Here is a 24,577-nt window from a genome sequence, read left to right as displayed (position 1 = left end):
TCAGGTCAGTGGGCGCCGAGGTAGTAGAGCTCCGCGCCCTCTTCCCAGCCCTCCTCCGAACACGAGGCGGTGAAGATCGGACCGTACACGGCCGAGACACCGGTCGCCGAGCAGTGCGAGCTGAAGGCGGCACTGCCCTCGGAGAAGCTTCCGATTCCGACGCCGTCGTGGGCGAGCGCGGCACCGGCGCCACCCAGCAGAATGCCCACGGCCAGAACAGACGCGGCGAGAGAACGCATACCTACTCCTCAAGAGCTCCGAAGACGTGGCAGAAATTTGCCCGTCGCGCCATCAAACACCGAACAAGGGCAATGGGACACGACGTCTCACTCCAATGCCGGAATGCAGATCTGGAGGCCAAGAGACCGCAGAAACGATGCTTTTCAGTCGCCCGTTGAGAATTCCTCCTCATACATTTCCCCGCCGGACTCGGGCTGCCGCCCGCTTGTAGGCGAACCCTGCCCCCCCCCTCGCGGCCACTCCCGTAGCGCCACCGGCTTCTGTCAGGTCACTCGGCGGCGGATCCACCACACGCAGAACCCGGTCAGGGCCACCTGCTGCAGCACGGGCGAGCCCGACTCGGTGCGCAGGCAGTCGGCGAAGGACGACGGCACGGGGACCGGGCGGCCGGCCGCGTTCAGCGTCTGCTGGGACGTGACCCAGGCCCCGGGCACTTCTTCGAGGTGGGCGACGATCTCCTTGGCGCCGTCCTGGATGCTGATGGGAGCGCCGTCGGGCTCGACCGGCAGGACGGTCCGGTCCGCGGTGGCCAGATGGGACCGGATCCACATCGGTACGACGAACTGGACGGCGGCGTACAGGGCGAACGTCGTCGCCATCGCGGGCAGGGTGCGGCGGATGACCAGGCCGAGCGCGACGCCCAGGACGAAGGCGAACGCCGCATGGGCCATCGGGACCACACCCCGTGCGGCGAAGGCCACGGGGTCGAGTCGCGGGAAGTAGGTGTCCGTCGCTCCGCCGCCGTTGACGGCCCGGTCGATGGGGCTGCTCCACCAGCTCACCGCGAGGCTGGCCAGCCCGGCGGCGGTCATGGATGCCGCCGCACCGATACCCAGTTTGGTCGCCAGCCAGCGGGTGCGAGTGACCCCCTGGCTCCACGCCAAGTAGTGCGTACCGGCCTCCAGTTCGCGGGAGATCAGCGGCGCACCCCAGAACATCCCGATGACCGCCGGTACCGCGAGTACGACCAACAGTCCCGTGTAGTAGAGGCTCTGGTCCGAACTGGAGATCTGGTCCACCAGGCCGCTGCCGGCCGTCAGGTAGAGCTCGGCCAGCTGCGGACCGGTGGCCCCGAGGGTGGCGGCGAGCACAGCCACGACGGCGAACACCACGGCCGCCTGGGTACGGAACTGACGCCAGCTCAGCCAGATCATCGGAGTACCTCCAGTGCGGGGCGGGTGTCACGTGCCGCGTCGGCGGGCCGGGCCATGTAGGCCAGGACGATGTCTTCGAGACCGAGCGGGCCGACGGTCCAGGACGGATCGTGGACCGCGGTGTCGGTGCGTACCAGGAGGGTGGTCTGCCGTTGGGTGTGGCTGGCGGTGATGACGTGCTGGCCGGCAGGAAGCGTGTCCGGGTCCCGGCGTGGTCCGGTCAGCCGGTGGTGGCAGGCGACCAGGTCGTCGATCTCGCCGGCCACCTGGACCCGGGAGTCGACCAGGACGATGACGTAGTCGCAGGTCCGCTCCACGTCGGAGACCAGGTGGGAGGAGAGGAGGACGCTCAGCTCGTGCTCGGCGACGGCCTCCATCAGATCCTGCATGAACTCCCGGCGGGCGAGCGGGTCCAGAGCCGCGACCGGCTCGTCCAGGATCAGCAGCTCCGGGCGCTTCGCGATGCCCAGGGTGAGAGCGAGCTGTGCCCGCTGACCGCCGGACAGCTTGCCTGCCCGCTGCTTCGGGTTCAGACCGAGGCGACGGATCCGGTCGCGCGCCACGGCGTCGTCCCAGTTCGGGTTGAGGCGCTTGCCGAAGTCGAGGTGGTCGGCGACGCTCAGCGAGGAGTAGACCGGGGTGTCCTGGGCGACGAAACCGACCTTGGCCAGCTGTTCCGCACCCTCGGCAGGACGGCCACCACACACCTCGATGCTGCCGGCCGTCGGGGTCAGCATGCCGGAGGCCAGTTTCAACAAGGTCGACTTGCCGGCGCCGTTAGGGCCGACCAGGCCCACCACCCGGCCGGCGGGGACGTCCAGGTCGCAGTTCTGCAGCGCCCAGCGCTGCTTGTACCTCTTGCCCAGACCCCCGGCTCGCAACACAGCGCTCACGCGACGTCCTCTCCTGCGGCGTTACGGAACGTGCTCACGAACAGCGCCTCGATGCTCTCGTCGTCGAGGCCGGCCAGGCGGGCCTTGGTCAGCCAGCGCTGCAGGTCCTTGCGCAGCGGCCCCTGGGCGGCGAGCGTGCCGTCGGCCAGCGTCCGGGTCACGAACGTCCCCACGCCGGGACGGGCGGCCACCAGACCGTCGTGCTCCAGCTCCCGGTACGCCTTGAGGACCGTGTTCGGGTTGACCGCCGTCTGCTTCGCCACCTCCTTGACCGTCGGCAGCCTGTCCCCCTCCTTCAGCAGTCCCAGGCGCAGTGCGTGCCGAACCTGCTGGACCAGCTGTTGGTACGGGGACAGGCCGGACTGGCTGCTCAGGTGGAACTCAATCACCGGTTCCTCCATTTATCTAGTTGCCTAGCACTATAGCTCTCTAGGTCACCCAGCCGGCAAGGTGCGCGCTCGCCCGATGCGGAAGTGCCGGGCGCCGGCATGCACGTCGAGGTCTCGGCGAACTCCGCGCCCCGGAAGGCGAATCCGATGAGCCTCAGGCTCTTCTGTGACGCGGACGATCGAGCCCGGGCTCCTCGTTGCCGCCCTCGTCGCCACCGCCACCCCCGTCGCCGTCGCTCTCGCCCGCCAGCCGTGCCAGGTCCGTCGTCAGCGAGGTCAGCCAGGAGACGGCCGCGTAGTACGCACGCGGCGCGCCGGGGGGGTCGTCGGTGCTGCCGGCGGAGGCTCTCGGGGCGCGCAGCGGTGCCGCCGTGTCCATCGGGTCCCCGAGGGGATCCGTCCAGGCGGAGGTCAGCAGCATCCGCGCCGCGACCCGCTCACCCTGGCGCATGACGGACTCCGCCGCCTCTCGCCCGAGCGGCGGAGCCACGACCGGCTCGGGAGGTACGAGCAGCCGGTCGGCGCCCCACAGTGTGTGGTGCCCGGCGATCAGCGCGGCCTGCCAGTCCTGACCGACCGGCGCCGGCACAAGCCCCTTGGGTTCGCTCTGGTACTGGGCGTACGCCGACTCCGCCAGGACCAGGGCGTGCTGCAGCGACCGGTGGCCCGGCGCGGTGGCCGACGGCACGCGCCGTCCGCCCGCCCCGATCTGCCCCGTCGTGGCCACGACGATCTCCGCGGCGATCCGCAGCAACACCGCGACCGACCGCCGCAACTCGTCATGGGCGCCCCGCGGCCAGGCCAGCAGTCCGAACACCGCCCCGATCACGCTGCCGGTCAGCACGTCGAGCAGCCGGAACTCGGCGAGCTGCCAGGTGGCCGGTGCCAGTTGCGCGAAGACCAGGGCGACCACCACCGTGAACAGCGCCTGCGCCCACCCGACGCCCTTCACCGGCCCCAGCGTGAAGGTGACCAGCATCAGGGGCGGAAGGGCCACCGCGTAGACCTCGATGTCGGTACCGACCAGCGCCAGCAGCGCCGCCGCGACCAGCGCGCCGACGAGTGTGCCGGTCAGCGCCGTCCGCATGGCCGTCCGGGTCTCCCGTACCGTCGTGCGCGTCAGCGTCAGGGTGGCCAGCAGCACCCAGAAGCCGTGCGGGAGGGTGTCGATGCCCGCGATCAGCCGGGCCGCCGCGAGGGCCAGACTGATCCGCACGGCGTTCTGGAAGAAGACCGACCGGCCGCCGACGTGGCCCGACAGACGGCGCCACCACAGCCGTGGGGCCCGCATGCGCGCGTACCAGAAGCGGCCTTGCGCCGGTGCGTCGGCCGCCCGGCCCCGTACGGCGATGTCGGCCGCGGTGGACATCGCGAGCGCCGCGTCCGTCACCTCCAGGAGCGCCGCGTTGCGTCGCAGCACCGCGGGAGGCGCGTCATCCGCTGCTGTCAGCGCCTGACGGACCTCCAGCAGGTGCGCGTGTGCCCGGCCGTCGGGCGATCCGCCCCGTAGCCGGGCGGCGGTCTCCCTCGCCGCCTCCCCCACCGCCCGCAGCGGCTCCAGGCCTCCTGCCTCCGGCGCCTCAGCCGTTCGGGCCGTCCTGTCTTCCCGGCCCACGCCTCCTCCCGAAGTGCCCGTCGTCCGGGTGCCCTCGCCGTTGCTCCCGGCACCCGCTTCCCCGCGCGGGACGGCATCCCGCGGAGGCGGCGGCAGGACCGTCAGCCGGCCGAGCAGCGTGCGTGTCGCCAGGCCCGTGTGGGCCAGCGCCCTGGACCGCAGACCCGCCCCGGCCGGGCGTTCCGCCTCCGGGACGTGGGAGGAGCGAAGCCCCGTGCTCAGGGCACGGGCGGTGCGCAGGGTGGCCTCCGGCAGCGTGTACGGGGCGGTAATCAGCCGGTCCGCGCAGCGCGCCGCGCCCTCGGCGGCCCGGGCGGCCCTTTCCCGGTAGGGCAGGGCAGCCGGCTCGGGCAGTACGGTCAACTCCGCGAGGATCAGCAGGAGGAGCCCGACGGTCGCCCCCGCCAGGCGTTCGCCCAGCGAACCCGGGTCGTAGGGCGGGAACGACGGCAGGATGTACATCAGCTGCAGCCCCGTGGCCGCACCCGCGAACCGTGGTCCTCCGACGGCCGTGAACGCGAGCGCGAACCCGACGGCCAGCATGCCGAGCACGGCACTCCACGTCTCCGCGGACAGGTACGTGCCGAGCGTGATCAGCACCCAGCACACCGGCACCACGCCCAGCAGCAGCGTGGCCCGCCGGCGCCCGGAGCCGGGAAGGCGCGACAGCCCGGCCATGGCGATCGCGCCGAAGAGCGCGTACGTGGCGGCGGTCGCCGAGTCGAAGCCGTAGAGGAGCGCGTAGAAGCCGGCCGTGGCGGTGAGGGTGACGCGTAGGGCGCCCCGCGCCGCCGCCCGGTAGGCGGGCGACAGCCTTCGCGGGAACGCGCCACCCATGCCCCCAGCATCACCCGGCCCACCGCACCCGGCACGACGGACAGGCGCCGGGCGAGGTGCGGGGGCCCCGGCCTTGACCGGGGGTGCACAGTTGTTCACCCTGGGGGTGAACGCCCGTACACCCCTCTCCCGGCCTCGCACCGACTCTGGAGCACGATGACCCCCGCCGAATCCGCGCCCGGCACGCCGCCCGGACACATCCGCTCCCGGCTCGTCGTCCCCGTCCTCGCCTTCTGCGGCATGGTCGTCGCCGTCATGCAGACCCTCGTCGTACCGCTGCTGCCGCACGTGCCCGAGCTGACCGGCGCGAGCCCGGCCGCCGCGGGCTGGCTCGTGACCGTCACCCTCCTCACCGGTGCGGTGTTCACTCCGGTCCTCGGCCGGGTCGGCGACATGTACGGCAAGCGACGCGTCCTGCTCGCTTCGCTCGGCGTACTCACCCTCGGTTCCGTACTCTGCGCGGTCAGCTCCGACATCGGCGTACTGATCACCGGCCGGGCCCTTCAGGGCACGGCACTCGCGGTGATCCCACTCGGCATCAGCATCATCCGCGACGAGCTCCCGGCCGAGCGCGTCCTGCCGTCGATCGCGCTCATGAGCTCCACCCTCGGCATCGGCGCGGCGATCGGCCTGCCCCTGGCCGCCGTCGTGACGGAGAACTTCGACTGGCACACCATGTTCTGGGCATCGGCCGCACTCGGCCTGCTCGACCTTCTGCTCGTGCTGGGGATCGTGCCGGAGTCGGGCGCGCGCTCCCGGGGACGCTTCGACGTGCCGGGCACGTTGGGCCTCGCCGCCGTACTGGTCGGTGTGCTCCTGGTGATCACCCAGGGCTCCGGCTGGGGCTGGACCTCCGCGCTGACGCTCGGCCTGCTGGGCGCCTCGGCGGCCGTGGGACTGCTCTGGGGCTGGTACGAACTGCGTACCACGTCCCCGATCATGGACCTGCGCGTGTCCGCCCGCCCCGCCGTTCTCCTGACGAATGTCGCCGCTCTGCTCATCGGCTTCTCGTTCTACGCCAACTCCCTGGTCACCGCCCAGCTCGTACAGGAGCCCACGACCACCGGCTACGGCCTCGGCGCCTCCATCGTCGTCAGCGGGATCTGCCTGCTGCCCGGCGGGCTCGCGATGGTGGCCCTTTCCCCTCTCTCGGCGCGGATCTCCGCCACGTACGGACCCCGCACCGCGCTCGCTCTCGCAGCGGTCGTCATGACCGCCGGCTACCTGATCCGCTTCTTCACCAGCCACAGCCTCTGGCTGATCGTCGCCGGCGCCACCGTGGTCTCGTGCGGCACCGCCATCGCGTACTCCGCGCTGCCCGTCCTCGTCATGCGGGCCGTCCCGGTGAGCGAGACCGCGTCGGCCAACGGCCTCAACACGCTGATGCGCTCCGTCGGCCAGGCGTCCTGCAGCGCCGTGGTCACCGCCGTACTGGCCCGTGTGACCTTCGTGGCGGCGGGGCGCACCGCGCCGACGCTCCACGCCTACCTGCTGATCTTCCTGATCGCCGCCGGAGCGGCCCTCGCCGCCCTCGTCGCCGCCCTCCTGCTGCCGTCCGACCGGCCGGGTCGGAGAGCTCCGCGCGACGGCGACCGGTCGGGCGGTACGGTCGCGGTGTCGACTCCCACCAGCACCGCCCGAGGGAACGCATGAGCACCCCCGACGAACCCGTCTCCCCGGCCGCCACGACCCCCGAGGACCGCATCGGGGGTGGTGGGGAGGAAGGGCCGGAGACCGGACGCGATGCCATCATCCGCGCCGCACGGCGGGCGTTCACGCTCAAGCCGTACGCCGAGGTCACCATGCGCGGCATCGCCGCGGCGGCCGGCGTGAGCCCCTCCTTGATCGTCAAACGCTTCGGCACCAAGGAAGCCCTGTTCAACACGGTCGTCGACTTCCGCCCGGCCGCCGCCGAACTCTTCAGCGCTCCGCTTCCCGACCTCGGCCGGCACCTCGTCCTGACCATGGTCGACCTCCGCGACCGGCTCCGCGGCGACCCGCTCCTGCGCGTGGTGTTCTCGCTCGGCATCGAGGACGAGCGCACCCTGCTGCGCGCCCGCTTCCGCGAGCAGATCACCGGCCACCTCACCGCGGTCCTCACCGGTCCCGACGCCCGACTGCGCGCCGAACTCGTCGCGGGTCAACTCCTGGGCCTGGGGGCCACTCTGAGTCTCCATCGACCCGACGGCGCCACCGCGCACACCACCGCCGATCGTCTCGCGGACCTCTACGCCCCCGGCATCCAGCACCTCATCGACGCCGGCTGAACGACGGCGCGGTCGCCCCCGGGCCCGCTCGCTGCCCGGTCTCCGCGTTCTCGGATCCGTCCGGCCGGGCCGCGCCCCCGCCGGACCGTCCGGGTTGGTAGCTTGCGGGCGTGGACGACTTCTCACGCTCGTGGACCGCGCTGCGCGAGGCCGTCGCCGGTCTCGCCGACGAGGACTTCACCCGGCCGTCGGGCTGTGCGGGCTGGCTCGTACGCGATCTGGTGTGCCACCTCGTCATCGACGCCCAGGACGTCCTGATCACCCTCGCGACGCCTGCCGGTACGCCACCGACGCGCGATGCCGCGTCCTACTGGGAGGTCGCCGAGGAGCCGCCGGACGGCGACGACCCGCTGGACGCGCTGACCGTACGGCTCGCCGCCGCGTACGGGGACCCGGCGCTGCTGAAGTTCCACCTCGACGACGTCGGCTCCGCGGCCGGACGCGCCGCCGTGCTCGCCGACTCCGGCCTCGCGGTCGGAACGCGCGGCGAGGTGCTCAGCGTCGGTGACTACCTCTCCGCGTACGTCCTGGAGTGGACGCTGCACCATCTGGACCTCGTGGCGCACCTGCCCGACGCGCCGCGGCCGCCGGCGCAGAGCCCGGCCGCCGCGCGTGACCTCCTCGAGCGGATCGCCGGCGCCCCCTTCCCGGCCGAGCTGTCCGACACGGACGCGCTGCTCCTGGGAACAGGCCGCCGCACGCCGAACGCCGCGGAACGGGCCGTACTGTCCGGGACGGGCGCGCGGTTCCCGCTCTCGCTCGGCTGAACGGGGCCGAGCCGCTGTGCGAGTAACGCGCGGTCACCCGCTCCCGTACGCACCCCCAGCCCCGCCCCTGGCGTCGCTCGCTGAGCTCGCCCCCGAACGCGCCTCACGACGCGCGGCATCCGCCCGCGCAAGGGCGGGCCGAGGCTCGTGCGTCCTCATTTGGCGCGGCACCCGCCCTCGCGGGGCGGGCTCACGAGGCGTCGGTGGCGCTGTCGCCGGAGGGCAGGGCCGCTCTTCTCCTGCGGTACAGGACCACCCCGCAGACCGCGAGGAGGAGGACGGCCACGGCGGACACCCCGAGGGCCGTCCGCTCGGCGAAGAGCCTTCCCAGCACTTCCAGCGCGCCGATTCCCGCGGTCGCGTAGATCAGCGCCCAGGCCGCTCCGCCCACGAACAGGGCGGGGAGATAGCGCGGCAACGGCATGCGCATGCTGCCCGCGAGGAAGTTGGCGGCGGTCTGGAAACCGACGGTCAGGAAGGAGACCGCCACCACCGGCGCGCCCCACCGCTGGATCGCCCGCTCGGCGCGCAGGAACTTCGCCGATGAGATCCGCCCGGCGAACCTGCTGCGCCGGGCGCCCGCGCCCGCGAGCCAACCGACGGCGAACGTCCCCGCGGCGCGCAGCAGCACGATGACGTACAGGGCTCCGGCGGTGAGCGCGATCTTATCCACGGCGCCTCATTCCGGGCACCGGTCCGTCACCCGCGCCTCTCGTGCGCCCGCCTGGGCGCCCCGCCGTATCGGGCGCGCGACGCGCACGAGCCCGGTCACCGTCTCTCACCTGCGCCCACCTCTGCCCGTTCCGTCGGGAACCCGTACCCGTACCCCTGATCCACGCTCCAGGAAGGCCAGCCTAACCTAATGCTCAGACGGCGGATCCAGGGCAGCGAACAGACGGCCGACTCCGGTCGGGTCACGAGGTGGTCAGGAGCTGCGGCGACAGCGTGGTGATCACCGAGCCGGTCCAGCGGATCTGCCGCCGAGTCCTCTGGTGGCAGAAGGTCGTGACCTCCAGCAGTCGGGAGTCCTTCGCCGCTCGGGCGCCTTGCGAGAGCATCTCCCAGTACAGGGAGTTCTCACAGGCGGCGAGGTGGAGGTCTCGCAGGTCGGTCAGCAGAACCAGGCCGGGCTGGGGACCGAGTACGGCCCCGCTTTCCTCCCGCTTCTCCCGCGCAGGGGGGCCGGGAAGGTCGAGGGCGTAGTCCCGGCCGACGTCGGCCAGGCGGACGGCGTGTTCGTGCGACCAGCGCGCCACGTCCCTGGCGACGTGGTGAATCTCGTGGTCGTCTCGGTGGCGCTCGGCGACGGCCAGGAGTGCCTCCCCGAGCGCGCGTTCGCCGTCGTGCACGGCGCGCAGGATGATGCCGATGGATTCGCTCACGGGTGCTGCACCTCATCGCTGGACCTGCTGGTGGCGCTCTGGCTCGTGTGCGCGGCCGGGCCGCCGGTGGTCGCCGGCACCCGTTGCGGGTCGACGGGCGCGGAGGCGGTGGTCGTCGGCGCGGGAGCAGGCGTACCGTCGCCATGCTCGACGAGGACGAGGCGTGCGGCGGCGGTCTTGAACAGCGGCTGCTTGGAGGCCGGGTCCCAGTCGGTGATCGTGGTCTCGTTCGCCGCTCTCCCGCCGCCGGTTCCGGGCGGGCGGTGGCCCTCGGCCGTGTCCCAGTAGCCGTAGTGGAAGGGCAGGAAGACCATGCCGTCGCGGATGGCGGTGATCCGCAGCCGTGCCCGCACCGATCCACGGGCGGTGGCCACGTCGACGAGGTCCCCCTCCCCGAGGCCCCGGGCGGCGGCCTCCGCTGCGGAGATCTCCGCCCACACGTCGGGGGCGGCCGCGTCGAGGACCGGGACCCGGCCGGTCTTGGTCCGGGTGTGGAAGTGGTACAGGGTGCGGCCGGTGTTCAGTTGCAGCGGGTACGCGTCGCAGGTGTCCTCGTGGGGCGGCACGTACTCGGCGGCTTTCAGCATCGCCTTGCCGTGCGGGTTGCGAGCCCGGTACTCGGTTTCGTCGACCGGGGCGCCGGTGACCAGGTCCTTGCCGTAGGTCTCGCACAGGTCGGGCGCCGCCCAGGTGGGACCGTCGCCGTAGAGCCGCTCGGTGCCGTCGGGGGCGTCCTCGGTGCAGGGCCACTGGATGCCGCTGCCACCGCGCAGCTTGTCGTAGGTCAGTCCGGTGTAGTCGCAGGGCCGGCCCGCGCTGCACCGCTGCCACGCCTCGAAGGCCCCCTGCGGATCGTGCCAGGACACGAGGCCGGCGCCGTCCTTGTCGCGGAACGCCATGCGGCGGGCGTAGTCGAGGAAGATGTCCAGGTCCGGTCGGGCCTCGCCAGGCGGCTCGACGGCCTTGTCGGACAGGTGGACGGTGCGGTCGGCGTTGGTGAACGTGCCGGTCTTCTCGCCCCAGGTCGCCGCCGGCAGTACGACGTCGGCGAGCTGGGCCGTCTCGGTGAGGAACAGGTCCTGGACGACGGTGAACAGCCGTTCCTGCCCGAGGATGGAGCGGATGCGGGCCAGTTCGGGCAGGGAGACGGCGGGGTTGGTGCCGCTGATCCACAGCATCCGGATGCTGCCTTGCTCGGCGTAGCGGAACATCTGCATCGCGGGCGTCGGCGGCGCGTAGTGCGGGATGTCGTCCGGCTCGACGTTCCAGACGCGGGCGAGGTCGGCGACGTGCTCGTCGTTCTCCCAGTTGCGAAAGCCCGGCAGGTCGCCGTCGGCTCCGCACTCGCGGGTGTTCTGCGCGGTGGGCTGGCCGTTCATCTGCAGGATCCCGGCTCCCGGGCGGCCGAGCATGCCGCGGATCACGTGCAGGTTGTTGACCTGGACGGCGGCCGCTGTCGCCTGGTGCGACTGGTAGAAGCCCTGCAGCACGGTCGACACCAGTCGTTCGGCGTCGCCGAGGAGTTCGGCGGCCTCACTGATCCGCGTGGCGGGGACGTCGCAGATCCGCGCGGCCCACTCCGGGGTGCACGACGCCACCTGGGCGCGGAGTTCGTCGAAGCCGACGGCGTGCTGCTCGATGTAGGCGGAGTCGACGCGGTCGGTACGGATGACCTCGTGCAGCAGGGCGTTGAGCAGGGCGACGTTGGTGCCCGCCCGTGGTGCGAGGTGCACGGAGGCGCGGCGGGCGACCGGGGTGGGGCGGGGATCGACGCAGAGCAGCCTGGGCGCGTCGGGGCCGGCCAACCGGTCCAGGACCCTCATCCACAGCACGCTCTGGGTCTCGGCCATGTTGTGGCCGAACAGGGCGATGGTGTCGGCGTGGTCGATGTCCGTGTAGGAGCCGGGCTGGCCGTCGGAACCGAAGGTCTGCTTCAGCGCCTCCCCGGCGGTGGCGGTGCACAGGCGGGTGTTGCCGTCCAGGTGATTCGTGCCGATGCCGGCTCGGGCGATCACCGCGAGGGTGTAGTACTCCTCCAGGAACAACTGTCCGCTGGTGTAGAAGCCGATGGAGCCCGGCCCGCGTTCGGCCAGGAGCTCCTTGGAACGGGCCACGACACGGTCCATCGCCGTCGGCCAGTCGCACTCCACCAGCCGCCCGCCGTCACGGACCAGCGGCCGCGTCAGTCGGTCGGGCGAGGCGTTCGCCTGCCATGCGAACAGGTCTTTCGGGTCCAGCCGACCGCGGTTCACGCGGTCCGTGGCCCGACCGCGCACGCCGACGATCCGGCCGTCCTTCACCGCGATGTCCAACGCGTCACCGTTGGAGTGCAGCAGGGACGCGCTCTGGACCCACCGGTCCACTTCCCCGGGCGCCACGCCGGCGGCGAGTCCGGTGTCCGTACGCACGGGCCAGCTCGCCCCCTGGGGGTAAGGCGTGCGCCCGCCCCACGGCTCAGCGATCCGGTCGAGCCAGGGCTTCACTGAGCACCTCCACAACTGGGCGGCAGACCGCCGGCGCGCCTGCCCGGCCGGGAGCCGAAGGGACGCCCCCGGTGTCGACGACGCCGAGCCGCACCACACGGATGAGGCACGTCCACGCTAGCCCGGCCGCTCATCGAGGACCGCGTGGCACGCCGTCACCGAGCTCCACGAAGACGAAGGCACACCCGAGGGCAGCCCGACGCTCCGGCGGGACGCATCCGGAACCTCGCGCGGTGGCGCGCCCCTGTGCTGCGCCGCGTACGTCGGCCGCTGGAACGGACGTCGGCCGCAGCCCTCGCGGAACTCCTGGGCGAGCTGGAGAGCTACCCCGCGCCGCCATCGGAAGCCACCGGAGTCGGGACTCACACTCCGACGAGACCGCCATCAAGACCTTTCCCCCTCCGATCCCCGTCCTCGTACGGCGGAACTGGTGCGAGCTGCGGGGACGGTCACCGCTGACCGGCAGGACGTCCCTGGCCCAGCGTGTTCGAATGACCAGCTGACAGGGGGCGGCCCCGGTCAGTAGCCTGTGTTCGTCATTCCGATCGACTGTTGAGATGTCGAACACAAGGGAGGGGGCGGTCGTGGGAAGACTCGTGCCTGCCGTGACCCGGGCCCTGGACATCCTGGAGCTCTTCCTCGACGGGGACGGAACGCTCTCGACCCCCGAGATCGTGCGCCGGCTCCAGCTTCCGCGCACCACCGTCCACGAGCTGGTGACCACGCTGGCCGCCCGCTCGTACCTGGTGCCGGTCCCCGACCAGCCCGGACGCTACCGGCTCGGCGTACGCCCGTACCAGCTGGGCAGCCGGTACGCCGAGCAGCTCGACCTCGCCGCCGAGGGCGGGCAGGTGGCCCGGGCCGTCGCCGAGACCTGTGACGAGACCGTGCACGTCGCCATCCTGGAGGGCACGGACGTCATCTACATCGCCAAGGTGGACTCCACGCACGCCGTGCGGATGGTCTCCGCCGCCGGCCGTCGCCTCCCCGCGCACTGCACCTCCGTCGGCAAGATGCTGCTCGCCTCGCTCCCCGAGGATGAGCTGGCGGCCCGGATCCCCGACGGCGCCGAGCTGGTCGCGATGACCCCGAACAGCCTCACCGAGCCGGGCGCCCTGCGCGAGGCGCTGGCCGAGGTGCGACGGCGAGGCGTTGCCCTGGAGAGCCGCGAGTCCAATCCGGACGTCAGCTGCGTGGCCGCCCCCGTGCGGGACCGCTCCGGCCGGGTGGTCGCGGCCCTGTCGATCTCCGTGCCGATGATCCGCTGGAGCGAGGCGCGCCGCACCGAGCTGGAGGAGCTGGCCGTCAAGGGCGCCACCGAGCTCTCCGAGCGCCTTGGCCACCGGAGCCCGGCGTGATCGAGGTCGCGGTGCGGGAGGAAGCGGAGCTGGGCGAGGGCCCGACCTGGGATACGGGCGCCGGGCGGCTGGTCTGGGTCGACATCCTGGGCTCCCGGGTGCACACGTACGACCCCGCCTCCGGGCGCCGGACCGTCCTCGCCACGGAGCAGCACGTGGGCGCGGCCAAGCCGCGCGTGAACGGCGGCCTCGTCGTCAACCTCCGTGACGGCGTCGGGGTGTACGACGCCCAGGGGGCGTTCAGCTGGCTGCATCACGAGCCGGTTCCCGGCCGCCGGGGCAACGACGCCGCCGTCGCACCCGATGGGGCGCTGTGGGCGGGCACCATGCGCTACGACGAGGCGGCCGGCGGCGGAAGCCTGTCCCGGGTGGCGCCCGACGGTGCGGTCCGCGCGGTCTTCGGCGATGTCACCGTCAGCAACGGCACCGGATGGAGTCCTGACGGGCGGCGGATGTACTACGTCGATTCGCCCACCCGCAATGTCGACGTCTTCGACGTCGATCCCGAGACCGGACTCCCGGTGAACCGCCGCCCGTTGGCCGTCGTCGAGGACGGCGCGGGCTTTCCCGACGGTCTCGCCGTCGACGCCGACGGCTGTGTGTGGGTGGCGCTGTGGGACGGTGGCGCGGTGCGCCGCTACACGCCGTCGGGGGTGCTCGACCGGGTGCTGGAACTGCCCGTTCGCCGGCCGACGGCCTGTGCGTTCGGCGGGCCGGGCCTCACCGATCTGTACGTGACGACGGCGCGGACCGGCCTGGACCGTCCGCACCCGCTGTCCGGCTCCCTGCTGGTCGTACCCGACGCGGGACAGGGCCTGCCCCAGCCGCCGTTCGCAGGCTAGGACAGGTCCGTGCCAGACGCGGGACGGGGCCTGTCCCAGCCGCCGTTCGCAGGCTAGGACAGGTCCGTGCCAGACGCGGGACGGGGCCTGCCCCAGCCGCCGTTCGCCAGCTAGGACAGGCCCGTGCCAGACGCGGGACGGGGCCTGCCCCAGCCGCCGTTCGCAGGCTGGGACAGGCCCCGTCCTCGGTCCGCGGGGGGGGGAACGGTCTACGCGCCGACCCTCCGCTTGTTCCACACGTCGAAGCCGACCGCGGCGAGCAGCACCAGGCCCTTGATGACCTGCTGCCAGTCGGTGCCGATGCCGACGAGGTTCATGCCGTTGTTCAGGACACCGAGCACCAGTCCGCCGATGATGGCGCCGAGTACCGTGCCGACGCCGCCGCTCATCGAGGCGCCCCCGATGAACGAGGCGGCGATGGCCTCCAGTTCGAAGTTGAGCCCGGCCTTCGGGGAGGCCGCGTTGAAGCGGGCCGCGAAGACCAGACCGGCGAGCGCCGCCAGCATGCCCATGTTGAGGAAGACCAGGAAGGTGACCTTCCGGTCCCGTACGCCGGAAAGCTTCGCCGCCGGCAGGTTGCCGCCGATGGCGTACACGTGGCGGCCGATGACCGCGTTGCGCATCAGGTACCCGAAGCCGACCAGGAGCGCGGCGAGGATCAGCAGCACCACCGGGGCGCCCTTGTAGCTGGCGAGCAGCAGCGTGAAGACCAGGATCGAGGCGGTCAGCGCGCCGAGTTTCACCGCGAACAGGCCGGCCGGCAGCACGTCCAACGCGTACTCGCTCTGCCGGCGGCGGTCACGGACCTCCTGGCGGATGACGACGGCGATCAGCACGAGGCCGAGCACCAGGGTCAGGTTGTGGTAGTTCGTGGTGGGGCCCACCTCGGGCAGGAAGCCGTTGGCGAGCTTCTGCAGGCTCTCGGGGAACGGGCCGAGGGTCTGGCCCTTGAGGAAGACCTCGGTCAGGCCCCGGAAGACCAGCATCCCGGCGAGGGTGACGATGAACGACGGCATCCCGGCGTAGGCGATGAGCAGTCCCTGAGCTGCGCCCGCGACGGCGCCGATGGCCAGGCACAGCAGTGCCGCGACCGGCCATGGCAGGTCGTGCTGGACCATCAGCACGGCCGCCACGCCCCCGACGAACGCGGTGATCGAGCCGACCGACAGGTCGATGTGCCCGGCCACGATGACGATCATCATGCCGATCGCGAGGATCAGGATGTAGCTGTTCTGCAGCACCAGGTTGGACACGTTGCGCGGCAGCAGCAGGTCGCCGCCGGTCCACACCGCGAACAGCGCCACGATGATGCCGAGGGCGATCAGCATGCCGTACTGGCGCATGTTGCGGCGCATGCCGTCGAGCAGTGGCCGGGCGGCGCCCCCGGCCGGCCGGGCCACCGGCTTCGCGGTCGTGACGTCAGCGCTCATCGTCGTTCTCCCTCGTGTCTTCCTCGGTCATGCGGCGCGTGAGCACGTCCGTGTCTTCCTCGGTCATGTGCCGCATCGGCGCGGCCGTGTTTTCCTCGGTCATGTGCCGCATCAGCACGTCCTGCGTCGCCTCCGCGCGCGGCACCTCGCCGGTGAGCCGGCCCGCGGCCATGGTGTAGATCCGGTCGCACATGCCGAGCAGCTCGGGCAGTTCGGAGGAGATGATGATCACCGCCTTGCCCTCGGCGGCGAGCCGGTCGATCACCGTGTAGATCTCGTACTTGGCGCCGACATCGATGCCCCGGGTCGGCTCGTCGAGGATCAGCACGTCGGGGCCCGCGAAGATCCACTTGCTGAGGACGACCTTCTGCTGGTTGCCGCCGGACAGCCGGCCCACCGGCTCGAACACCGTCGGCGCCTTGATGTTCATGGAGGTACGGAAGTCCTCCGCGACCCGCCGCTCCTCGTGGGCGTCGACGACGCCCCGGCGGGCGACCTTGGCGAGGGCGCTCAGCGAGATGTTCCGGCCGATGGTGTCCAGGAGGTTGAGCCCGTAGTGCTTGCGGTCCTCGGTGACGTACGCGATGCCGTGCGCGACCGCCTCCGGGACGGTCCGGGTACGGATCTCCCGCCCGTCCTTGAGGACCGTGCCGCCCGCGTACCGGCCGTACGAGCGCCCGAAGACGCTCATCGCCAGCTCGGTGCGGCCCGCGCCCATGAGGCCGGCGATGCCGACGATCTCGCCGCGCCGGACGGACAGCGTGGCCCCGTCGACCACCTTGCGCTGTTGGTCGATCGGGTGGCGGACGGTCCAGTCGCGGATCTCCAGGGCCGGGTGCGGGCCCTGCTCCCCGGCGTAAGGGGTGCGGTCGGGGAACCGGTGGTCGAGGTCCCGGCCGATCATGCCGCTGATGATCCGGTCCTCGTCGGTGGCCGGGTCGGCGACGTCCAGGGTCTCGACGGTCCGGCCGTCGCGCAGGATCGTCACCGAGTCGGCCACCCGCCGGATCTCGCCCAGCTTGTGCGAGATGATGATCGAGGTGACGCCCTGCTCCTTCAACTCCAGAATGAGGTCGAGGAGTTGATTGCTGTCCTCGTCGTTGAGCGCGGCGGTCGGCTCGTCCAGGACGAGCAGCTTCACCTCCTTCGCGAGGGCCTTGGCGATCTCCACGAGCTGCTGCTTGCCGACACCGATGTCCGCGACGCGGGTCCCCGGGTGCTCGGCGAGGCCGACCCGGCGCATCAGCCGGGCCGCCTCCTTCAGCGTCTCGTTCCAGCTGACGATCCCGCGCGTCGCCCGTTCGTTGCCGAGGAAGATGTTCTCGGCGATGGACAGGTACGGCACGAGCGCCAGTTCCTGATGGATGATCACGATGCCGTGCCGCTCGCTCGCCCGGATGTCACGGAAGCGGCACGTGGCCCCCTCGAAGAGGATCTCCCCCTCGTAACTGCCGTGCGGGTGGACGCCGGAGAGCACCTTCATCAGGGTCGACTTCCCGGCGCCGTTCTCCCCGCAGAGGGCGTGGACCTCGCCCCGGCGGACCGTCAGCGCGACGTCCGACAGCGCCCGGACTCCGGGAAAGGCCTTGCCGATCGAACGCATCTCCAGGACGGGTCCGTTCATGGTCGCCTCCTCCCGGCTACTTCAGGTCCGCGGCGGTGTAGTAACCGCCGCCGACGAGGACCTGCTCGTAGTTGGTCTTGTCGACGCTCACCGGCTGGAGCAGGTAGGCCGGGACGACCTTGCTGCCGTTGTCGTACGTCTTGTCGTCGTTGACCTCGGGCTTCTTGTCGTGCAGCACCGCGTCCACCATGTTCGCGGCGACCTTCGCGAGCTCCCGGAGGTCCTTGTAGACGGTCTGGGTCTGCTCGCCCGCGACGATCGACTTCACCGAGGCGAGCTCGGCGTCCTGCCCGGTGACCACCGGCAGCGGCTTGGCCTTCGAGCCGTAGTCGTCGGACTTGAGCGCGGAGAGGATGCCGATGGAGATGCCGTCGTACGGGGAGAGCACCGCGTCGACCCGCTCGGTCTTGTACGCGGAGGTCAGGATGTCGTCCATCCGCTTCTGCGCGGTGCCGCCGTCCCAGCGCAGGGTGGTGACCTGGTTGAGCGCCGTCTGGCCCGAGCCGACCACCAGCTGCTTCTTCTCGATGTACGGGTTCAGCACGCTCATCGCGCCGCCGAAGAAGTACTTGGTGTTGTTGTCGTCGTTGGAGCCGGCGAACAGCTCGATGTGGAACGGACCCTTCTTCGAACCGTCCTTCAGGCCGAGCTTCTCGACGATGTACGAGGCCTGGAGCTTTCCGACCTTCTCGTTGTCGAAGGAGGCGTAGTAGTCGACGTGCTGCGAGCCCAGGATCAGCCGGTCGTAGGCGATGACCGGGATGTGCGCGTCCGCGGCCTGCTGGAGGACGTTGTTCAGGGACTTGTTGTCGATGGCGGCGATGACGAGGGCCTTCACGCCCTGTGTGATCAGGTTCTCGATCTGGGCGACCTGCTGGTCCGGGTCGTCCTCCCCGAAGACCAGCTTGGTCTTGTACCCCTTCGCCTCCAGGTTCTTGACGACGTTCTTGCCGTCGGCGATCCAGCGCTCGGACGACTGGGTCGGCATGGCGATGCCGATGGTGGCACCCTCGGTGCCGGCCGACTCGTCCTTGCCTCCGCCCTCGGCGCTCTGCCCGCAGGCGGCGAGCAGGAGGGAGGCGGTCACGGCCAGGGCGCCGGTCACGGCGGCTCTGCGGTTGCGCATGGTCATCAGTCCTCGTTCTTCTCGTCGTTGAGATCGAAGCGATTCAGCAGCCCCGGCAGCCGGGAGCCGAGCGGCGCCATCGCGCCGTCCGCGCCGTGCCGGGCGAGCAGGTCGAGAGCGAGGCGGCCGCGCCGCACCCGCTCCCGGGCGGTGTCGAGGGCGAGGGTCCGTAGATGGGTGCCGTACGGATAAATCCCGGGCGCCTTCGAGAGGCCGAACTTCAGGTAGATCGGTGCGCCGCGCCGGATCAGCTCGGCGACCTCGTACATCCGCACATAGCCGCCGAGGTCGTCGGGGGCCTCGATGTACATGTCCATGGGGGCACCGGACGCCCGCCGGATACCCGTGAGGTGATCGAGCGTCAGGTCGCTGGGCACGTTGATCGAGTCGGCGCCCAGCCGCTCGTACACGGCGTACGAGGCGGGGTTGACCGGACCGATCAGCGCGGAGACCTTGAGCGTGGTGTCGGCCGGGATGAGGCCCCGGGTACGGGCCCGGTGCAGCGTCCACAGCACGCCCTCGTCGGCGACGAGCAGGCACTTCACGCCCAACTCCGTGGCGCGTACGGCGTCTTCGACGCAGCCGGCGACCGCGTCGTGGCCGCGGGCCCGCAGTCCGGCCCCCCGGGAGTCGGTGCGCACGGAGCCGCCGATGTCCCAGGTGCCGCGCGGGCCGGTGAAGAGGCAGAGCTCGATGGAGCGTTCGTCGGTGGCGGCGACCATCTCGGCGATCTCCGCGTCGGTCAGCATCCACACGCCGCTGCCCTGGCTGATCCGGTGCACCGGCACGTCGAGCCGCTCGGCCTCCTCCAGGACGACGGCCAGCGCCTCGGGCCCCTCGCAGGACGGGATCTCGGTGCGCCACCGGCCGCCGCCGGGGAAGGTGTGCGGGGAGGAGTCGGCCGGGTCGGGGGCGGGCGCCCCCAGGCCGAGTGCGGCGAGCGCCTGCTCGGCGGGCCGGCGGGCGGTCGGGGGGAAGGTGTCGGTCACAGACTGTCCTTCGCGTTCGAAATATCGGACATGGTTCGGAGCTGTGGGCACGAGCTGGTCAGGGTCGGCGCCGGCGGGCTGGGCCGGCTGGGGCCTGTGGCTTACGGGGTTCCGCGGGCCCGCGATTACTACGGATTGCGCCCCACGCTTCCCGGCCGCAGCAGCACCTTGCCGATCTTCGGGTCACCGGCCCCCACGAGCGCCATGGCCTCCCCGAACTCGGACAGGGGCAGCTCGTGCGTGACCAGCGGCAGCGGGTCGAGCAGCCCGGCCGCGAACAGGCGCGTGGCGTGCGCCCAGGCGGCCGGCGGGGCGCCGAAGACGGTGTGCACGGTCAGCTGCCGGACGACCAGGTCGGTGGGGTCGAGCCCCTCGGCGCCGGGCGCGGGGATGCCGGTCAGGACCAGGCGTCCCCCGCGCCGCAGCAGGCCGGCTGCGGTGCGGGCGGCGTCGGCGGAGCCGGCGGCCTCGATCACCACGTCGAGGTCGTCCGGGAGGTCCTGGTCGCGGGTGCGGAATTGGGTGGCGCCGAGCTGCCGGGCGAGCGGCTCCCGTTCGGCCCCCACGCCGACGACGAGCAGCCGTTCCGGGGAGGCTGCCGCGAGGATCCGCACCGCGAGCAGTCCGAGGGTGCCGGTGCCGACCACCGCGACCCGCTCACCGGGCCGGGCGCCCGCCTTGAGCACCGCCGCCGCCACGCAGGCCGCGGGCTCCAGGAGGGCGGCCGCGGTCAGGTCGGCGTCGTCCGGCAGGACGTGCAGCAGCCGGGCCGGGAGGGTGAGCGTCGGGGCCATGGCGCCCGGCAGGGTGAAGCCGGTCTCCTCGTACCCCGCGGTGCAGAGGGTCGTCTCGCCCGCGTGGCAGCGGTCGCAGACCTGGCAGTTGCGGAAGCCCTCCCCCACCACCTTGCGCCCGGTCAGTGTCCCGGGCACGCCGGCGCCGACCCGCTCGACGGTCCCGGACCACTCGTGGCCGGGGACGAGCGGGTAACGGACGTACCCCTCGGGCCGGTTGCCCTCGTAGACCTCGCGGTCACTTCCGCACACCCCGACCGCGTGCACGGCCACCAGCACCTCGCCGGGGCCGGGCTCGCGCGGCACGTGCGGGACGAGCCGGAACGCGCCCGGCGCGTCGATGACGAGGGCCTGGCCGCTCACCGGGTCTCCCGGGGCCGGCGCCGCTCCCAGCCCTCCGACCACAGATCGAACCGGGCCTGCTGCTGCGGGAACTCGGCGACCGCGTCCACGTCGAGCTCGACACCGAGTCCGGGCGCCTCGGAGAGGTGGAAGCAGCCCGTCTCCGGGTCCACCTGCGGAGCGCCCTTGATCACCTTCTTGATCTCGGCGTCCGCGAAGTCGTTGAAGTGTTCCAGGACCTTGAAGTTCGGCGTGGTGAAGCCCACTTGGAGAGAGGCGGCGGTGAGGACCGGGCCGCCGACGTTGTGCGGGGCGACCATCATGTAGTGGGTCTCGGCCGTGGCGGCGAGCTTGCGGGTCTCCCAGATGCCGCCGATGTGGCCGACGTCCGGCTGGAGGACGTCCGCGGCCTGGTTCTCGAACAGCTCGCGGAACTCGATCCGGTCGTGGATCCGCTCGCCGGTGGCGATCGGCATGTCCACCTTCTCGGCGACCTTCTTCAGGGCCCTGAGGTTCTCCGGCGGCACCGGCTCCTCGAGCCAGGCCGGCCGGAAGGGCGCGAGTTCGTGGGCCAGGCGCACCGCGGTGGCGGGAGAGAAGCGGCCGTGCATCTCCAGCATCAGCTCGGTGTCGGGCCCGATGGCGTCCCGTACCGCCTCGACCAGCGAGACCGCGTACTGGCTCTCGGCGTGGCCGAGCTCGTAGTGGCCGTTGCCGAAGGGGTCGATCTTCAGGGCCCGATAGCCGCGCTCGACGACGCCCCGGGCGGCCTTGTGGTAGGCCTCCGGAGTGCGCTCGGTCGTGTACCACCCGTTCGCGTAGGCCTTCACGCGATCGGTGACCTTGCCGCCGAGCAACTGCCAGACGGGGACGCCGAGGGCCTTGCCCTTGATGTCCCAACAGGCCATCTCCACGACCGCGATGCCGGACATCACGATCTCTCCGGCCCGGCCATAGTCCCCGTACTTCATGCGCCGTACGAGATCTTCGACGGCGAACGGGTCCGAGCCGCGGACGTGGTTGACCTCCGCCTCGCGCAGATAGCCGAGGAGCGCGTCGGTGTGCCCCAGCATCCGGGTCTCGCCGACTCCGGTGATTCCTTCGTCGGTATGGACCTGGACATAGGTCAGATTGCGCCACGGCGTTCCGACGACGTGCGTGCTGATTCCCGTGATCCGCACAGCGGTTGACCCCCTGCTGTTCGAGATTTCGTCATGCGTTCGAAATTCTGGCGTGACAGTAGGGAGACCGAACGGGGGCCGTCAAGGGGTCGTGCGGGACGGGTGTGCGGGCGAACGGCGGAAGGGGACCTGAGGCTGTCTTCGTACGCGTATACATCGGCGTCCCGAGGACCGGACCCGGCAGGTGGCGGCGGTGGCTGCGGACACCGGGGGACGGAGGCGGGGGGGTGCTGGTATTTTGCGGGCGGCCGACAGGCGGGGCGGGGGTGTCGGCACTTTGCGTGCGGAGGGCGGGGGGACGCTCCACCCGCTGAGGCACCGTCTCGCCCACCGGTTCCGCGCTCGCCGGCCTCCGCCGGGCTCCGTCGGACTCCGCCGGGCTCCGTCAGGCTTCGCCGGCCTCCAGGCCCTCCGTCGGGCTCCGTCGGGCTCCGTCGGGCTCCAGGCCAGGCATCATCGAAGGTGGGAAGACCATCGGCACGATCGACGAGGAGTGGCGATGAGGAGGAGTGGCGATGAGGCTGTCGTTCCTTGAGCCCCTCTACGCGGAGCCGGGCCCCTACGTCTCCGTGTACCTGGACACGTCCCGCAACGTCGAGCATCCCGAGCGGGCGATCGCCCTGCGCTGGCGGCGACTGCGCGAGAGCCTGTCCCGTCAGGGCGCGGACCGGGGGCTGCTGAACGTGCTGGAGGAGGTGGTCGGCACCGACACCGAGGTGCCGGGGGTACACGGGCAGACCCTCTTCGCCGCCCACGGCACGCTCGTCCTGAACGGGGAGCTGCCCTGGCCGCCGGAGCACGACTCCGCGCGCTACAGCACGCTGCCGGACGCGATGCCCCTGGTCACCCAGCACGTTCCGGAGATCCCTTACATGGCCGTGGTCGTCCACTACGGCGGCCTGCCGACCGCCGAGACCCACGGCTGGGTGACGCTGGAGGCGGAGACCGGCACCTGGCCGGTGTCCACCGTCACGCCGGGTGAGCGACTGCATCGCAGGGTCGCCGTGGCGACCTGGCACCGCACCGCCCTCCGGCTCGGCCACCGGCTGGACGAGCGGGCGCGGCGTGCCCATGCCGACGCGGTCGTCGTGGGCGGCGACGAGTGGGCGTGCAACGTTCTGATCCGCCGCCTGCCGCACACCCTTCGGGACAAGGTCGTACGCGTGGGCGGCCGGACCCCCACCGACACGGGTCGGGCCTTGCTGGAGCCGCAGCTCGACGGCGTCTTCCGGGGCCGGATGGCCGCGCACGACCGGGAACTCGTGGACATCTTCATCGGCCGGCGTGCCCTGGACGGACCCGTGGCGGAAGGGCTGGCCGCCACTGTGGCCGCCCTCCAGCGCGGCCAGGTGGCGGCACTGCTCCTGAACCGCCCGCCCGAGTCCTCGCTGCGGCTCTGGACGGGCTCGGAGCCCACGCAGCTCGCCCTGAGCGAGGCAGAGCTGATGTCCTTCGGCGTGCGGGCGCCTCGCGAGGAGCGCGCGGACGAGGCGCTCGTCAGGGCCCTCGTCGGCACCGGCGCCGAACTGGTCGTCGTACCGGAGAGTGAGCTGCGACTGAACGAGGGCGTGGGCGCCCTGCTGCGGTACGCCGACCCGGGAACCCCGTCCTGACCCCGAGGGACGGCTGACGACCCGGCGCTCCCTGCCCGCGATGGTCTCCGCGCGCCAGGTCTGGGGGCCTGGGGCGGGACCGGACGGAACGGGACCGGCAGACGTCACTGCCGACCCGCCCAGCGCCCACCCGTCGCAGTACCGCCCCTGACGCGCTCAGCGCTGATAGGTCCCGACCAGAACGCCCGAGGCGAGCTCCCTGCCCTTGAGGGCGCGGTGCACGTCCTCGACGCCCGGGTGTTCATGGAGCGGCAGCGGCTCGGAGAGGGCGTACAGGCGGAAGAAGTAGCGGTGCTTCCCGTGACCCGGTGGAGGCATCGGCCCTCCCCAGCCCACCCGTCCGAATCCGTTGGGCCAGTCCCGTCCTCCCTGGGGCGTCCCTCCCTCGGCCACCCCCGTGGTTCCCGGATCGATGCCGGTCACCAGCCAGTGCAGAAAGGTCGTCCCGGGCGCGTCCGGGTCCTCGCAGAGGAGGACCAGCTCGGTGGCGTCCTGGGGCACTCCCGACCAGGTCAGCGGCGGCGAAACGTCCTCTCCCTCACCGCTGTGGCGACGGGGGATCGCCGCTTTGTCGTCGAATGCCGTGCTGCTGATTTCGATTCCGCTCATGCGCGCCGCCCTACCCGCCGGCGACGACGCCGGCACGGGTCCGGACCGAAACCCCCCTTACGGCCGAGCGCACGCGCCGGCGGGAGGGCTGGGCGAAGATGGCAGTGTGCCGACAAGGATCCTGCTGGAGGGCCGCCCTGGCGCGGGCAAGACGACCGCCCTCCGCGGGCTGGCCACGCTGCTGCCCGACCGCCCGGCCACCGGCTTCACCACCGAGGAGATCCGGCAGTCCGGCGTCCGGGTCGGTTTCGCCCTGGAGACCCTGGCCGGGCGACGCGAGGTACTCGCTCATGTCGACTTTCCCGGTCCGCCGCGCGTGGGGAAGTACGGCGTCGACCTGCGCGTCATGGAACGACTGGCGCTGCCGACGCTGAGGCGGGCGGCGGAGTCGTCAGGCCGACTGCTGCTGATCGACGAGCTGGGGCGGATGGAACTGGCGTGTACCGCGTTCCGGGACGCGGTCGACGCTCTCTTCACGGCAGAAGTCGACGTCGTTGCGACCGTCCATAGGCACCACGATCCGTTCACCGACGCCCTACGGCGACGTGCCGACATCGAGGTGGTCCACCTCACCGCAGCAAACCGGGATGCGATCCCCGGCGAGCTCGCGGCCCGGTTGCAGCGATGACACACCGAACTCGC

General features: G+C 71.8%; 22 protein-coding genes. 7 read left to right on the top strand and 15 right to left on the bottom strand.

The features are described 5' to 3' along the window. Positions 1-5 precede the first annotated feature (5 nt). The 5 genes from ABT041_RS31515 to ABT041_RS31495 all read right to left on the bottom strand — a co-directional run bounded on the left by ABT041_RS31515 (position 6) and on the right by ABT041_RS31495 (position 5,128). Complete coding sequence (locus tag ABT041_RS31515) at positions 6-239, bottom strand: hypothetical protein (protein ID WP_351190890.1); 234 nt, start codon at positions 237-239, stop codon at positions 6-8. Between the two features lie 264 nt (positions 240-503). Further along, positions 504-1,394 (bottom strand): ABC-2 membrane transporter-related protein, encoded by an 891-nt coding sequence (locus tag ABT041_RS31510; RefSeq protein WP_351190888.1) that lies wholly within the window; start codon positions 1,392-1,394, stop codon positions 504-506. Beyond that, positions 1,391-2,287, bottom strand: coding sequence for an ABC transporter ATP-binding protein (locus ABT041_RS31505; protein ID WP_351190886.1), 897 nt, complete (start codon positions 2,285-2,287; stop codon positions 1,391-1,393). The genes ABT041_RS31510 and ABT041_RS31505 overlap by 4 nt, the downstream gene beginning before the upstream one ends. Then, positions 2,284-2,688, bottom strand: a complete 405-nt coding sequence (locus ABT041_RS31500) for a GntR family transcriptional regulator (RefSeq protein ID WP_351190884.1) — start codon at positions 2,686-2,688, stop codon at positions 2,284-2,286. The genes ABT041_RS31505 and ABT041_RS31500 overlap by 4 nt, the downstream gene beginning before the upstream one ends. A 142-nt stretch (positions 2,689-2,830) precedes the next feature. Beyond that, positions 2,831-5,128 (bottom strand): FUSC family protein, encoded by a 2,298-nt coding sequence (locus tag ABT041_RS31495; RefSeq protein WP_351190882.1) that lies wholly within the window; start codon positions 5,126-5,128, stop codon positions 2,831-2,833. Positions 5,129-5,284: 156 nt separating this feature from the next. On the opposite strand from ABT041_RS31495, the gene ABT041_RS31490 reads away from it, so the two are divergent. The 3 genes from ABT041_RS31490 (at position 5,285) to ABT041_RS31480 (ending at position 8,162) form a co-directional block, all read left to right on the top strand. Continuing rightward, positions 5,285-6,781, top strand: a complete 1,497-nt coding sequence (locus ABT041_RS31490; RefSeq protein ID WP_351190880.1) for an MFS transporter — start codon at positions 5,285-5,287, stop codon at positions 6,779-6,781. After that, complete coding sequence (locus ABT041_RS31485) at positions 6,778-7,395, top strand: TetR/AcrR family transcriptional regulator (RefSeq protein ID WP_351190878.1); 618 nt, start codon at positions 6,778-6,780, stop codon at positions 7,393-7,395. The genes ABT041_RS31490 and ABT041_RS31485 overlap by 4 nt, the downstream gene beginning before the upstream one ends. A 110-nt stretch (positions 7,396-7,505) precedes the next feature. Beyond that, on the top strand, positions 7,506-8,162 hold the full coding sequence (locus ABT041_RS31480) for a maleylpyruvate isomerase N-terminal domain-containing protein (RefSeq protein WP_351190876.1): 657 nt from the start codon (positions 7,506-7,508) through the stop codon (positions 8,160-8,162). Between the two features lie 190 nt (positions 8,163-8,352). Here the strand turns inward: ABT041_RS31480 and ABT041_RS31475 are convergent, their stop codons facing one another. From ABT041_RS31475 to ABT041_RS31465, 3 genes are all read right to left on the bottom strand, one after another. Further along, positions 8,353-8,835, bottom strand: coding sequence for a DedA family protein (locus ABT041_RS31475; RefSeq protein WP_351190874.1), 483 nt, complete (start codon positions 8,833-8,835; stop codon positions 8,353-8,355). A 241-nt stretch (positions 8,836-9,076) separates the two neighbouring features. Beyond that, entirely contained in the window at positions 9,077-9,544 is a 468-nt protein-coding gene (locus ABT041_RS31470) for a hypothetical protein (RefSeq protein ID WP_351190872.1), read from the bottom strand. Continuing rightward, positions 9,541-12,027, bottom strand: coding sequence for a molybdopterin oxidoreductase family protein (locus ABT041_RS31465; protein WP_351190870.1), 2,487 nt, complete (start codon positions 12,025-12,027; stop codon positions 9,541-9,543). The genes ABT041_RS31470 and ABT041_RS31465 overlap by 4 nt, the downstream gene beginning before the upstream one ends. A gap of 584 nt (positions 12,028-12,611) precedes the next feature. Here ABT041_RS31465 and ABT041_RS31460 point away from each other — a divergent pair. Continuing rightward, positions 12,612-13,385: an IclR family transcriptional regulator gene (locus tag ABT041_RS31460; protein WP_351190868.1), complete on the top strand. Its 774-nt coding sequence runs from the start codon at positions 12,612-12,614 to the stop codon at positions 13,383-13,385. Next, on the top strand, positions 13,382-14,227 hold the full coding sequence (locus ABT041_RS31455; RefSeq protein ID WP_351190865.1) for an SMP-30/gluconolactonase/LRE family protein: 846 nt from the start codon (positions 13,382-13,384) through the stop codon (positions 14,225-14,227). The genes ABT041_RS31460 and ABT041_RS31455 overlap by 4 nt, the downstream gene beginning before the upstream one ends. A 209-nt stretch (positions 14,228-14,436) precedes the next feature. Here ABT041_RS31455 and mmsB read toward each other — a convergent pair whose 3' ends face one another. The 6 genes from mmsB to ABT041_RS31425 all read right to left on the bottom strand — a co-directional run bounded on the left by mmsB (position 14,437) and on the right by ABT041_RS31425 (position 21,713). Further along, positions 14,437-15,657 carry a multiple monosaccharide ABC transporter permease gene (gene mmsB / locus ABT041_RS31450; RefSeq protein WP_351190863.1) on the bottom strand — a complete coding sequence of 407 codons (1,221 nt, stop codon included), beginning with the start codon at positions 15,655-15,657 and terminating at the stop codon, positions 14,437-14,439. Beyond that, positions 15,647-17,281 (bottom strand): multiple monosaccharide ABC transporter ATP-binding protein, encoded by a 1,635-nt coding sequence (gene mmsA, locus ABT041_RS31445; RefSeq protein WP_351190861.1) that lies wholly within the window; start codon positions 17,279-17,281, stop codon positions 15,647-15,649. Before mmsA ends, mmsB begins: the two co-directional genes overlap by 11 nt. Before the next feature lie 16 nt (positions 17,282-17,297). Then, entirely contained in the window at positions 17,298-18,407 is a 1,110-nt protein-coding gene (gene chvE, locus ABT041_RS31440) for a multiple monosaccharide ABC transporter substrate-binding protein (protein WP_351190859.1), read from the bottom strand. A gap of 5 nt (positions 18,408-18,412) precedes the next feature. After that, the gene (locus ABT041_RS31435; protein WP_351190857.1) at positions 18,413-19,396 is read right to left on the bottom strand and encodes a hypothetical protein; all 984 of its coding nucleotides are present in this window, start codon (positions 19,394-19,396) and stop codon (positions 18,413-18,415) included. A 128-nt stretch (positions 19,397-19,524) separates the two neighbouring features. After that, positions 19,525-20,553, bottom strand: coding sequence for a zinc-dependent alcohol dehydrogenase (locus ABT041_RS31430; protein ID WP_351190855.1), 1,029 nt, complete (start codon positions 20,551-20,553; stop codon positions 19,525-19,527). Beyond that, positions 20,550-21,713: a mandelate racemase/muconate lactonizing enzyme family protein gene (locus ABT041_RS31425; protein ID WP_351190853.1), complete on the bottom strand. Its 1,164-nt coding sequence runs from the start codon at positions 21,711-21,713 to the stop codon at positions 20,550-20,552. Before ABT041_RS31425 ends, ABT041_RS31430 begins: the two co-directional genes overlap by 4 nt. A 515-nt stretch (positions 21,714-22,228) precedes the next feature. On the opposite strand from ABT041_RS31425, the gene ABT041_RS31420 reads away from it, so the two are divergent. Then, on the top strand, positions 22,229-23,326 hold the full coding sequence (locus ABT041_RS31420) for a baeRF2 domain-containing protein (protein ID WP_351190851.1): 1,098 nt from the start codon (positions 22,229-22,231) through the stop codon (positions 23,324-23,326). Between the two features lie 156 nt (positions 23,327-23,482). Here the strand turns inward: ABT041_RS31420 and ABT041_RS31415 are convergent, their stop codons facing one another. After that, on the bottom strand, positions 23,483-23,935 hold the full coding sequence (locus tag ABT041_RS31415; RefSeq protein WP_351190849.1) for a YbhB/YbcL family Raf kinase inhibitor-like protein: 453 nt from the start codon (positions 23,933-23,935) through the stop codon (positions 23,483-23,485). Here ABT041_RS31415 and ABT041_RS31410 point away from each other — a divergent pair. Beyond that, the gene (locus tag ABT041_RS31410) at positions 23,910-24,563 is read left to right on the top strand and encodes a nucleoside-triphosphatase (RefSeq protein WP_351190847.1); all 654 of its coding nucleotides are present in this window, start codon (positions 23,910-23,912) and stop codon (positions 24,561-24,563) included. The two genes, ABT041_RS31415 and ABT041_RS31410, sit on opposite strands and share 26 nt — an antisense overlap. Positions 24,564-24,577 lie beyond the last annotated feature (14 nt).

Origin of the sequence: Streptomyces sp. NPDC002825, from assembly GCF_040295385.1 — a bacterium.
Classification (GTDB): Bacteria; Actinomycetota; Actinomycetes; order Streptomycetales; family Streptomycetaceae; genus Streptomyces.
Note: the sequence above shows the minus strand (reverse complement) of the source record. Positions and strands in the feature narration are given on the sequence as shown.